Source organism: Pseudomonas sp. P116 (genome assembly GCF_020149425.1).
Taxonomy (GTDB): Bacteria; Pseudomonadota; Gammaproteobacteria; order Pseudomonadales; family Pseudomonadaceae; genus Aquipseudomonas; species Aquipseudomonas anatoliensis.
In genome coordinates, this window is sequence record NZ_JACVHB010000010.1 from 291,170 (window position 1) to 303,683 (window position 12,514).

The following is a 12,514-nucleotide window of genomic DNA, read 5'->3' on the forward strand; positions in this document are numbered from 1 at the left end:
TTCCGCACTCAACGACAGTGCCCGAACAGGCGCGCAGAAGGAGTTACAGCATGATTGTCCGCCCGGTTAAAATCAGCGACCTGCGAGCCTTGATGGCGCTGGTAGAACAGGCCGGCCCGGGGTTCACCACCCTGCCGGTCAATGAAGATCGTCTGTCCCACCGGGTGCGCTGGGCACAACGTGCGTTCGCCGAGCAGGTCGAGCGTGCCGACGCCGATTATCTGTTCGTGCTCGAAGACGATGACATGCGTGTGGTCGGTGTCAGTGCGTTGGCCGGGGCGGTCGGCCTGCGTGAACCCTGGTACAACTATCGGGTCGGGTTGACCGTGAGTTCGGCGCCGGATCTGGGCATTCAACGGCAGATCCCGACCCTGTTCCTCAACAACGAACTGACCGGGCAATCGGAACTGTGCTCGTTGTTCCTGGGCCATGACCATCGCCACGGCAGCAACGGTCGCTTGCTGTCGCTGGGGCGCCTGTTGTTCGTTGCCGAGTTTCCGCATCTGTTTGGCGAGAAGATGATCGCCGAACTGCGCGGCAGCGCCGATGAAACGGGCTGTTCGCCGTTCTGGGACAGCCTTGGCCGGCACTTCTTCCAGATGGATTTCTGCCACGCCGATCACCTGTCGGGGCTGGGCAACAAGTCGTTCATCGCCGAACTGATGCCGCGCCAACCGCTGTACACCTGCCTGCTCACCGAACAGGCACAGGCGGCCATCGGTCAGGCGCACCCGAACACTGAGCCGGCGCTGAAAATCCTTCAGGCCGAGGGTTTCGCCCACAAGGGCTATATCGATATTTTCGACGGTGGGCCGGTCATTGAAGCGCCGATCCGCAACATCCGCACGGTACGTGACAGCCTGGAATTGTCCTTGAGCCTTGGCAGCCCGGACGAACAGGCACCGCTGTGGCTGATCCACAACCGGCGCCTGGAAAACTGCCGTATCACCGTCGCACCGGCGCGCCGGGTCGGCAGCAGCCTGGTCATCGACCGTCTCACGGCCAAACGCCTGCAGCTGCAACCGGGGAATTCGGTGCGGGCGGTGATGCTGCCCAATCAACAGCAACAGGCTGTGGCTGCCTGAACCTCGGGGATCACATTCTCCCCGTTATGGAAAACCTCCTGTGGCGGGGGATTTATCCCCGATCGGCTGCGCAGCAGTCGCAAAACCGGTAACCGCGATGTACCCGAAAGAAAATCAGTTGTGCGGATAAGGGGGCCGCTTCGCAGCCCATCGGGGATAAATCCCCTCGCCACAGGTAAATTCCCTGCCCTTACAGATCTGCTCACCACAGATAAATCCTTCCCCACAGTCAAATCCCCGCACCAAAGATGAATCCTTTCAGCTAAAGATCATCTGAAAATGCCCCCCTCGAAAATTCGTCATGATCCTTGACCCATTCGCGTGATAGCCTTTTCATCCTTCGGCGTTGACACCTTTGCTCAAGCCGTTCCATTCCTTTGGTATTGGTGGAACTCGTATGACCAGGCTTTCTCATCAAGATTTGCGCCGCAATTTCCGTCAACTGCTGGCCTCCGACACTTGCTACCACACGGCTTCGGTGTTCGACCCGATGTCCGCCCGGATTGCCGCTGACCTGGGTTTTGAAGTAGGGATTCTCGGTGGCTCCGTGGCCTCGTTGCAGGTGCTGGGCGCCCCGGACTTTGCCTTGATCACCCTCAGCGAGTTCGCTGAACAAGCCACCCGCATCGGCCGCGTCGCCCAATTGCCGGTGATTGCCGACGCCGACCACGGCTATGGCAACGCCCTCAACGTGATGCGCACCATCGTCGAACTGGAACGCGCCGGCGTCGCCGCCCTGACCATCGAAGACACCTTGTTGCCCGCGCAATTCGGGCGCAAATCCACCGACCTGATCACCGTGGCCGAAGGCGTTGGCAAAATTCGCGCGGCGCTGGAAGCCCGGGTTGACACGGAAATGGCGATCATCGCCCGCACCAATGCCGGGATCCTGCCGATCCAGGAAATCATCAGCCGCACCCGCCAGTACCAGGGTGCGGGTGCCGATGGCATTTGCATGGTTGGCGTGCAGGACTTCGATCAGCTAGAGCAGATCGCCGAGCACCTGACCGTGCCACTGATGCTGGTCACCTACGGCAACCCGGCGCTGCGCGACGACAAGCGTCTGGCCGAACTGGGTGTGCGCGTGACCATCGACGGCCACGGCGCTTACTTCGCGGCGATCAAGGCCACATACGACAGCTTGCGTGAACAGCGGCAGATCTTTACCCAGGCCTCCGACCTGAGCGCGACCGAACTGACGCACACCTACACCCAGCCGGAGGAATACATTCTCTGGGCGAAGGAATATATGAGCGTCAAGGAGTGATGTGCTGGCCGAGCTGACGCCATCGCTGGCAAGCCAGGCTCCCACAGGTTATGTGATTGGCGACAAACTTGCGGTCACCATAAAACCCTGTGGGAGCTGGCTTGCCAGCGAAGGGGCCAGCCGCTACACCGGTGTTTTGTAAGCCTCTTCCCGCTGCGCCGCCCGCGCTTGAATCACATCCAGAATTGCACACCCTTCCCGCATCAACAGGTGCACCGCGCTGGTGACCCGCGTCAGGTCAACGTCTGAAATGCCTTTGAGGTTGAGGCTGGACCACTTTTCCTACGAAATAGCCCTCACCCTAACCCTCTCCCAGAGGGAGAGGGAACTGATTGAGAGATGCTCGGGACCGGCGCCGACGTGATGCACTGCGCTGAATGGAAATCGTGAATTCAAATTGATCTGCATTGACTGCAAACAACGCGGTCAGTCCCCTCTCCCTCCGGGAGAGGGTTAGGGTGAGGGGCGGCCACACCACAAATCCGACGAGGTTCCCGCAGCTCCAACAGGGGGGATTTATCTCAGACCGAGTCCAGCAACGGCTGCTTTGGCAAACTATCGCTGTTACAAATCACCCGGTTCCGTCCGCTCGCCTTGGCTTCATACAGCGCCTGATCGGCATCACTGAGCCAACGGGTCGCATCGGGGTGCGCCGGATCGTACGCCGCCAGGCCAATACTCAAACTGACTTTCAACGCCGGATTCTGCTCATAACCCAACGTCGCGAAACGCTCGCGCAACGCTTCCATGGCCTGGGCGGCATTGAACAGCGGCAACTCCGGGAGAATCACGCAGAACTCATCGCCGCCGTAACGCCCGGCAACGTCGGTCGCACGCAGGTTCTGCTTGAGCATCTTGCTCAACTGTCGCAACACAATATCGCCGGCCACATGCCCGTAGGTGTCGTTGATTGCCTTGAAATGGTCGATGTCGATCAACGCAATGGCCGCGCCCTGCTTCTGCCGTTTGCAACGCTGAAAGGCGATTTCCAGTTGATCCTTCCACGCACCGTGATTGAGCAGGCCAGTGAGGCTGTCGGTGCGGCTCAGCGCCAGCAATTCACGTTTATGCACGCCCAACGTGTAGGCCTGCCGAAAGCAGATCCAGCCGAGCGCCAACGGGTACAACAGCAGCAGCGGGAAACAGGCATACATCTGCGCCGGCGTGGTTTGCGGAATGAACGCCGGGGCAAACACCACCAACCCAACGCCGACGCCTAGCAGCTGCGCCGCAGAACCGGCCAGCAGAAAACGCGCCCCACCGATGGCAACGTTGTTCATCGCCATCATCGAGATGGTTGTTGCAGTAGGCAGTGGATTGAAGTGCATGGCGGCGACCCAGAAGCCACCGAAAAAGGCGTCGATCAACAGGTTGCGATGTTCGGCATGAAAAGGCACCCGAGCGCGGCGCGCCAGCTGATAAGCCAGATGAGGCCAGACCAGGCCATTGGACAACATCAGCGCCCAGACCCACAACGGCGGATCGAGCGAGTACATCGACACAGACACACATAAAAGCCCAAGCAACAGCCCGAGGGTTCTCGATGTGTACAGCCTCCTGGCCAGTGAAAGTCCCTTACCTCCCGTTTTTCCCATAAGGGCCTCGACCACTCGACGGAACCTGCAAAATGCAGGACGGATGTGTTCGGAGTCTAACAGGGCAACGTTAAATAGCCATCACCGGTCAGCGCCCTGAATGCAGGAGCTGCGGCACGCTGCGATCCTTTGATCTTGAACCTTAAAACAAGATCAAAAGATCACAGCCTCGTTTTACTCGACAGCTCCTACAGGGTTTTGGGGTGGACGGAGGAATGGGGAAAGATGCGGTAACCCTTGCGACCGGGCACAGTGCAAATTTTTGGCTATACATGAAAGGAGTAAAACGGAAAAACAACTATAAGAAGGAGGCCCATGCAGACTTACCAAGTGTTGATCATCGGCAGCGGATTTGGCGGTCAGTGCGCGGCGATCAACCTGCTCAAGGCCGGGATCGACGATTTTCGCTTGCTCGAACGGCGCGACTTTTTTGGCGGCACCTGGTGCCAGAACACCTACCCCGGCGCGGCGGTGGATGTGCCCTCTCCGCTTTATTCGCTGTCGTTCGCGCCGTACCGCTGGTCACAGATGTTTGCCGAACAAGCGGAATTGCATCGCTATACCGAGCACGTGATCGATACGTTTGGCCTGCGTGAGCGCGTGGAGCTGCAAGCCAACGTCGAACACGTCGAATGGGATGACACGGAAAAACGCTGGGCCGTCCACACCGCCACCAAAGGCACGTTCCATGCGCAGTTCCTGATCAATGCCAGCGGGCCATTGAGCCAACCGGTAATCCCGCACTTCCCTGGGCAGGATCGCTTTCAGGGCAAGACATTTCATACAAACAATTGGGATCACAGCTACGACTATCGCGGTAAACGCGTGGCCATCGTCGGCAGCGGAGCCAGCGCCGCGCAGGTAATCCCGGTGATCGCCCCGCAGGTTGAGCAACTGCATGTATTCCAACGCACGCCGCATTGGGTGCTGCCGCGAGCCGATCGCGTATTCGGGCCGTTTCAGCGCTGGTTACTCGGTTTGAAACCGGCCTACAAACTGCTGCGCTGGTTGATTTACTGGCAGTTCGAGACACGGGTGATCGCCTTCAAATACTCGAAACCGGCGATTCACATGGTGCAGAAACAGGCGCTGCGCTTTCTCAAACGCCAAGTGCCCGATCCCGTGCTCCAGCAAAAACTCACGCCGGACTTCACCATCGGCTGTAAACGGGTGCTGGTCTCCAGCACCTACTACCCGGCACTGACCCGGCCCAATGTCAGCCTGCACAGCCGCGAGCAGGGCATCGCGTCAATCGATGAAAGCGGAATCAACACCCAGGACGGCGAGCACATCGATGTTGATCTGATCGTCTGGTCGACCGGTTATGACGCTACCGACGGCGTTATTTCCTACCCCGTCAGCGGAAAGAACGCCGTGCAACTCAGAGATGTCTGGGCCGAATATCCTCGCGCCTACCTCGGCACCAGCCTGCCGGACTTTCCCAACCTGTTTATCGTCACCGGGCCCAATACCGGTATTGGCCACACTTCGGCGCTGTTCATCATCGAATCGCAGATGAACTACATCATCGACTGCATCCGCACCGTGCAAGCCAAAGGTCTGCGCAGCATCGAAGTGCGCCCCGAGGCAGAACGTACCTACACTGCAATTATCCACCGGGAGATGGAGCGCACGGTCTGGAAGTCCGGCGGCTGCCACAGTTGGTATCAAAGCAAGAGCGGTCATGTGATCGCGATGTTTCCCGGCTTCAGTTTCAGCTATCACCGTTTGACCCGGGCGCTGAAACCGGCCGACCACATTTTGTCCTGACTACGTATAAGGAAGACGTCGATGCTTTTGCTGTTTGTCGCCCTCGCGGTGTTCGTGGCCTGGAGCTGGTTGAGTTATCCGGCGGTCGGCCATTGGCTGTATGACCTGAACATGGCCATTGAGGCCAAGTTGTACAAACTGCACAAGATCGAAGTGCCGATCGCCGAGATGACAGTCTCGACCTGGCAGGGCGGGCCATATGAAGCGCCCAGTGCGATCCTGATGCTGCACGGCTATAGCGGCGACAAAAACCTGTGGCTGCGCTTCTCCCGGCATTTCGTGCGCGAGTACCGGGTGATCATTCCGGATCTGGCCGGCCACGGTGAAACCGGCTTCAAGGCGGGTGGCGGCTACGACATTGCGGTTCAGGCCAAGCGCATGATCCAGTTGCTCGACGTCTGCGGCGTGGAGAAAGTCCACGTGATCGGCAACTCCATGGGCGGTTACATCGCCGCCTGGCTGGCGGCAACGTATCCGGAGCGGATCGCTTCGCTGGCGTTGATTGACCCGGCCGGCGTCACCGCCCCCGAGGTCAGCGACATGGAGCGCCACCTGGCCCGTGGGCACAACCCGTTTCTGATCAACTCCCGGGAAGAATTCCAGCAGTTTTATGCGATGACCATGGCCTCGCCGCCCTGGGTGCCGAAACCCGTGCTGGATGCGATCGCCCAGCGTTATGAAAACCAGCGCGATGAACTGGAAGAGATCTTCCGCGATTTCCGCGCCAGCCCGCCGATGGAGCCAAAACTGGCCGACATCAAATGCCCATCGCTGCTGCTGTGGGGCCGCAAGGATCGCTTGATCGATGTCAGCAGCGTGCCGATCTGGAGCAAAGGCATCGCCAATTTGCAGGTGGATGTGTGGGACCACGTCGGGCATATGCCAATGGTCGAACAGCCCGCAGACACCGCGCGCTTGTATCGAGAGTTTTTGGGCAAGCAAAAATGAAAACCTGCACACCCCTGTAGGAGCTGCCGAAGGCTGCGATCTTTTGACTTTGGTTTTTAAGAATCAAAAGCAAGATCAAAAAATCGCAGCCTTCGGCAGCTCCTACAGGGGGAGTGGTTGAGAGGTTGAGATGAACATTCTTTACGACGAACGCCTCGACGGTCCGCTGCCTGACGTCAACAAGGCCGGTCTGCTCAAGGCCTTGCAACAGGCCATCCCCGACCTCGACATTCTCTGGCGCGAGGAAGAACTCAAACCCTACGAATGCGATGGACTATCCGCCTACCGCACCACGCCGATGCTGGTCGCCCTGCCCCGGCGGCTCGAGCAGGTGCAAACCCTGCTTAAACTCTGCCATCAACAAAACGTTCCGGTGGTCGCCCGCGGCGCCGGTACCGGTTTGTCCGGCGGCGCGTTGCCGCTGGAAAAAGGCCTGTTACTGGTGATGGCGCGCTTCAACACCATCCTCCACATCGACCCGGCCGCCCGCACTGCGCGGGTTCAGCCCGGCGTGCGCAATCTGGCGATTTCCCAGGCCGCCGCGCCGTTCGGGCTGTATTACGCGCCGGATCCATCGTCGCAAATCGCCTGTTCGATTGGCGGCAACGTCGCCGAAAACGCCGGTGGCGTGCATTGCCTCAAGTACGGCCTGACCGTGCACAACCTGCTGAAAATCGAAGTGCTGACGATTGAAGGCGAACGCCTGACCCTGGGCTCCGAAGCCCTCGATTCGCCTGGTTTCGACTTGCTTGCGCTGTTCACCGGTTCCGAAGGTTTGCTGGGGATCATCACCGAAGTCACGGTCAAACTGCTGCCCAAACCGCAGGTCGCCAAAGTGCTGCTGGCCAGTTTCGATTCCGTGGAAAAGGCCGGACGCGCCGTGGCCGAAATCATCGCCGCAGGGATCATTCCCGGCGGCTTGGAGATGATGGACAATCTCGCCATTCGCGCCGCCGAAGACTTCATTCACGCGGGTTACCCGGTCGACGCCGAAGCCATTCTGTTGTGCGAACTCGACGGCGTCGAAGCGGATGTCCACGACGACTGCCAACGGGTTCGCGACGTGATGACCGAGGCCGGTGCAACCGAGGTGCGTCAGGCTCGTGACGAAGCTGAACGCGTGCGTTTCTGGGCCGGGCGCAAAAACGCTTTTCCGGCCATCGGCCGCTTGTCGCCGGACTATTACTGCATGGACGGCACCATTCCGCGGCGCGAATTACCCGGCGTGTTGCAAGGCATCGCCCGCCTCAGCGAGGAATACGGTTTGCGCGTGGCGAATGTATTCCATGCCGGCGACGGCAACATGCATCCACTGATTCTGTTCGACGCCAACCAGCCCGGCGAACTGCACCGCGCCGAAGCCCTGGGCGGCAAAATTCTGGAATTGTGCGTGCAGGTCGGCGGCAGCATCACCGGCGAACACGGGGTCGGCCGCGAAAAAATCAATCAGATGTGCGCGCAATTCAATAACGAAGAATTGAGCCTTTTCCACGCCGTCAAAGCCGCGTTCGACCCGCAAGGTCTGCTCAACCCCGGCAAGAACATCCCGACACTGCACCGCTGTGCCGAGTTTGGCGCGATGCACATTCATGCCGGGCAACTGCCATTTCCCGAGCTGGAGCGCTTCTGATGGCTGACTTCGACGGCGCCAGCATCCTGCTCGATCAGGTCAATGTAGCGCGGGCCAATGCCACGCCACTGAGAATTCAGGGCGGCAACAGCAAGGCGTTTCTCGGTCGCGAAGTGGCCGGTGAGGTACTCGACATCCGCGTGCATCGCGGCATCGTGCGCTATGAGCCGACCGAACTGGTGGTCAGCGTGCGCGCAGGGACGCCATTGTCCGAGTTGCTCGCGGCACTGGATGCCGCCGGGCAAATGTTACCGTGCGAGCCGCCAGCATTCGGTGAAAGCGCCACGGTCGGCGGCATGATTGCGACGGGTTTGTCGGGCCCTCGGCGGCCATGGTCTGGCTCGGTGCGCGATTTCGTTCTGGGTACACGAGTGATTACCGGTCTGGGCCAACACCTGCGTTTCGGCGGCGAAGTGATGAAAAACGTTGCCGGTTATGACCTCTCGCGGCTGATGGCCGGCAGTTACGGCTGCCTCGGCGTGCTCACCGAAGTCTCGCTCAAAGTCCTGCCCAAACCCCGGCAATGCCTGAGCATTCGCCTGGATATCGATTGCGCCCGGGCACTGGCCAATCTCGCCGAATGGGGCCAGCAACCGCTGCCAATCAGCGCCGCGTGCCACGATGGCGACAGTTTGTATCTGCGACTTGAGGGTGGCGAGGGCTCGGTGACGGCGGCGCATCAACGCTTGGGCGGTGAACCACTGGACTCGCTGTTCTGGCGTGATTTGAACGAGCAACGTTCGCCATTCTTTGACGAAGGCCTGCCATTGTGGCGCCTGTCGCTGCCGAACAGTCTCGGCGCGTTGGATCTGCCCGGCGCGCAACTGATCGACTGGGCCGGCGCGCAACGCTGGTTGAAATCCGACAGCCAACACATTCATATCCTTGCCCAGGAACTCGGCGGCCACGCTACCTGCTTCACCCATGGCGCCACCTCGTCACCGTTCCAGCCATTGCCCGCCACGCTGCTGCGCTATCACCGGCAACTCAAGGCGCAACTCGACCCGCAAGGGCTGTTCAATCCCGGCCGGATGTACGCGGAGTTTTAGCCATGCAAACAACCCTCAGCGAGCAATCCCGACAGTTGCCCCGCGCCGCCGAGGCGGAAAAGATCCTCCGTAGCTGCGTGCATTGCGGCTTTTGCAACGCGACATGTCCGACGTATCAATTGCTCGGCGATGAGCTCGATGGTCCGCGCGGGCGCATCTATCTGATCAAGCAAGTGCTCGAAGGCGCACCGGCGACCGCACAAACGCAACTGCATCTGGACCGCTGCCTGTCGTGCCGCAATTGCGAAACCACCTGCCCGTCCGGCGTCGACTATCACAACTTGCTCGACATCGGTCGGGCCGTGGTTGATCAAGCGGTGCCGCGTCCGGCGGCGCAACGCTTGTTGCGTGAAGGCCTGCGCGCACTGGCGCCGAATCCGCGATTGTTCAAAGGTTTGCTGCGGGTGGGCGCTACGTTTCGGCCGCTGTTGCCGCGAATGTTTGAAAGCAAACTGCCGCAGCCCATGCTGACGTCGGGGTTGCGTCCCGCCCCTCGGCATGCGCGCCGCGTCATGTTGCTGGAAGGTTGCGTGCAACCGGGTTTGTCGCCGAACACCAATGACGCCGCGGCGCGTGTGCTCGACCGACTCGGCATCAGCGTCATCCCGGTAGCCGAGGCCGGTTGCTGTGGTGCGCTGGATTATCACCTCGACGCCCAGGCCAAAGGCCTCGACCGCGCCCGGCAGAACATCGACGCCTGGTGGCCACATCTGCAAAACGGCGCCGAAGCCATCGTGCAGACCGCCAGCGGCTGCGGCGCGTTCATCAAGGATTACGGGCATTTGCTCGAGGCCGATCCGGTCTATGCCGACAAGGCACGGCGGATCAGCGAAATGACCCTCGATCTGGTGCAGGTTCTCGCGCAAGAACCGCTGGAGCAGGTCTGCGCCGCCAGCGAACAGCGGATCGCCGTGCATTGCCCGTGCACCTTGCAGCACGCATTGAAACTCGGCGGTGCGGTGGAAGCGGTGCTGACCCGCCTCGGCTTCAACCTGACGGCGGTGCCGGACGGCCACTTGTGCTGCGGCTCGGCGGGCACCTATTCCCTGACCCAGCCGACACTGGCGCGGCAACTGCGCGACAACCGCCTCAATGCCTTGGAAAGCGGCCGCCCGCAGCTGATCGTCACCTCCAACATCGGTTGCCAGAGCCACTTGGCCAGCGCCGGACGCACACCGGTTTTGCACTGGATCGAACTGGTGGATCAGTCGTTGGCAGAATGAAGTTCGTAGGATTCTTCGTTTGCCCGCGCAGGAGAAGGCTGCGATCTTTTCTCCTATCCATTACGTGACCGTGGCAGGAATTAATTTCATGACCGTGCAGCCTTTCGTCAGCCCCGACCTGATCCGCCAACGCTTCTCCAAAGCGATGTCCGACATGTACCGCGAAGAGGTGCCTCTGTACGGCGCACTGATGGAACTGGTGGAACAGACCAACCGTGACGTGCTTTCCCGTGAGCCAGGCATCGCTCGGCAGCTAGACAGCACCGGCGAAATCGAACGCCTGGACATGGAACGCCATGGCGCCATCCGCGTCGGCACCGCGACGGAACTGGCCACCCTCGCCCGCTTGTTCGCGGTCATGGGCATGCAACCGGTGGGTTACTACGACCTGACGCCTGCGGGCGTGCCGGTGCACTCCACGGCATTTCGCGCGGTGCATGAAGATGCGCTGCAGACCAGTCCGTTCCGGGTGTTCACGTCGTTGTTGCGGCTGGAGTTGATTGAAGACCCTGAGCTGCGCGCTTTCGCCGAGTCAGTCCTGGCCAAACGTTCGATCTTTACCGACGCGGCGCTGCGTTTGATCGCCCAAGCTGAAACGGCTGGCGGACTCGACGAAACCGAATCGCAGGAATTCGTCCTACAGGCATTGGAAACCTTTCGCTGGCATCACAGCGCAACTGTTACCGCTGCGCAGTACCAGACGTTGAGCGCCCAACACCGGTTGATCGCTGATGTCGTGGCGTTCAAAGGCCCACACATCAATCACCTGACCCCACGCACGCTGGACATCGACATCGTCCAGGAACAGATGCCCGCCCATGGCATCACGCCCAAAGCGGTGGTCGAAGGCCCGCCTCGCCGGCAATGCCCGATCCTGCTGCGCCAGACCAGTTTCAAAGCGCTGGATGAGCCAATCGCATTCACCGATCAGAGCGAAACCCGAGGCAGCCACAGCGCGCGTTTCGGCGAAATCGAACAACGCGGCGCCGCGCTGACCCCCAAGGGCCGGGCGCTGTATGACCGATTACTGAATGCTGCCCGCGATGAGCTCGGTGATTTCCCCAACGAAGGCAATGCCTCACGCTACAACACGCTGATGATTCAACACTTTGGCGAATTTCCCGACAGCGTCGACGGCATGCGTGAACAGAGCCTGGCGTACTTTCGCTATTTCACTACTGAAAAAGGCTTGGGGGCGGGTAGTCTCGGTGATACCTCGCTGGAGGGCTTGTTGCGCGATGGCTATGTGAAAGCTGAGCCACTGGTGTACGAAGATTTCCTGCCGGTCAGTGCGGCGGGGATTTTTCAGTCGAACCTTGGGGATGCGGCGCAGGCGCACTATGGCGAGCACTCCAATCGACAGGCGTTCGAACAGGCGCTGGGGCGCCCGACCATTGATGAGTTGGGGTTGTATGCCGAGACGCAGAGGCGTTCGATTGAAGAATGCGCGCAAGTGCTGGGCCTGAAAATAATCTAACGGCAGGTCGTCGGTAGATCAAAAGATCGCAGCCTTCGGCAGCTCTTACATCTGGAATGTATTTTTCCTGTAGGAGCTGCCGAAGGCTGCGATCTTTTTGCTTTTGACTCATCGCACTGCCAGTGACGGCCTTCGGCCGTACTGCGCAAGAAGTTGCGCAGTACCCCATAATAAAACACCCCTCTGAAGCGCTACAGCCTATACGTCACGAGGCCTGCAGCCAAGTGCGCAAGAAGTTGCGCAGTACTGCGCAACTTCTTGCGCACTTTCGCCTTCGATTCTGTGTAAAAAACCCTCGCAACCGCAGTCCAGAGCACTTTGCCCCCCGCGCTCCGGGGACTTTGCAAAACCTGGCACGCTCCTTGATAACAGTCAGGCACCCACCGGGCGATTTCGCCTCCCGGGCACCTTAAATTTATCCGCAAGGAGAGCACCCCATGGCAACACCAGCGTACATGTCGGTTACCGGC

Annotated in this window: 9 protein-coding genes; 8 read left to right on the plus strand and 1 reads right to left on the minus strand. The window is 60.1% G+C overall.

Annotated features, from left to right (window positions below; translation table 11 throughout):
• Window positions 1–50: 50 nt before the first annotated feature.
• Window positions 51–1,085, plus strand: coding sequence for an arginine N-succinyltransferase (gene astA / locus ICA15_RS27895; RefSeq protein ID WP_150604532.1), 1,035 nt, complete (start codon window positions 51–53; stop codon window positions 1,083–1,085).
• A gap of 397 nt (window positions 1,086–1,482) precedes the next feature.
• Window positions 1,483–2,352: an oxaloacetate decarboxylase gene (locus tag ICA15_RS27900; RefSeq protein ID WP_042559747.1), complete on the plus strand. Its 870-nt coding sequence runs from the start codon at window positions 1,483–1,485 to the stop codon at window positions 2,350–2,352.
• A gap of 521 nt (window positions 2,353–2,873) precedes the next feature.
• Here ICA15_RS27900 and ICA15_RS27905 read toward each other — a convergent pair.
• On the minus strand, window positions 2,874–3,947 hold the full coding sequence (locus ICA15_RS27905; RefSeq protein WP_210555069.1) for a diguanylate cyclase: 1,074 nt from the start codon (window positions 3,945–3,947) through the stop codon (window positions 2,874–2,876).
• 315 nt (window positions 3,948–4,262) lie between these two features.
• Here ICA15_RS27905 and ICA15_RS27910 point away from each other — a divergent pair, with 315 nt between their 5' ends.
• The 6 genes from ICA15_RS27910 (at window position 4,263) to ICA15_RS27935 (ending at window position 12,044) form a co-directional block, all read left to right on the plus strand.
• Entirely contained in the window at window positions 4,263–5,717 is a 1,455-nt protein-coding gene (locus tag ICA15_RS27910; protein ID WP_210555068.1) for a flavin-containing monooxygenase, read from the plus strand.
• A 21-nt stretch (window positions 5,718–5,738) separates the two neighbouring features.
• Window positions 5,739–6,665, plus strand: a complete 927-nt coding sequence (locus tag ICA15_RS27915; RefSeq protein ID WP_210555067.1) for an alpha/beta fold hydrolase — start codon at window positions 5,739–5,741, stop codon at window positions 6,663–6,665.
• Between the two features lie 130 nt (window positions 6,666–6,795).
• Complete coding sequence (glcD, locus tag ICA15_RS27920) at window positions 6,796–8,295, plus strand: glycolate oxidase subunit GlcD (protein WP_210555066.1); 1,500 nt, start codon at window positions 6,796–6,798, stop codon at window positions 8,293–8,295.
• Entirely contained in the window at window positions 8,295–9,344 is a 1,050-nt protein-coding gene (gene glcE, locus ICA15_RS27925; RefSeq protein WP_210555065.1) for a glycolate oxidase subunit GlcE, read from the plus strand. The genes glcD and glcE overlap by 1 nt, the downstream gene beginning before the upstream one ends.
• A gap of 2 nt (window positions 9,345–9,346) precedes the next feature.
• Window positions 9,347–10,567: a glycolate oxidase subunit GlcF gene (gene glcF / locus ICA15_RS27930; protein ID WP_210555064.1), complete on the plus strand. Its 1,221-nt coding sequence runs from the start codon at window positions 9,347–9,349 to the stop codon at window positions 10,565–10,567.
• An 88-nt stretch (window positions 10,568–10,655) separates the two neighbouring features.
• On the plus strand, window positions 10,656–12,044 hold the full coding sequence (locus ICA15_RS27935; protein WP_210555063.1) for a VOC family protein: 1,389 nt from the start codon (window positions 10,656–10,658) through the stop codon (window positions 12,042–12,044).
• The last annotated feature ends 470 nt before the right edge of the window (window positions 12,045–12,514 follow it).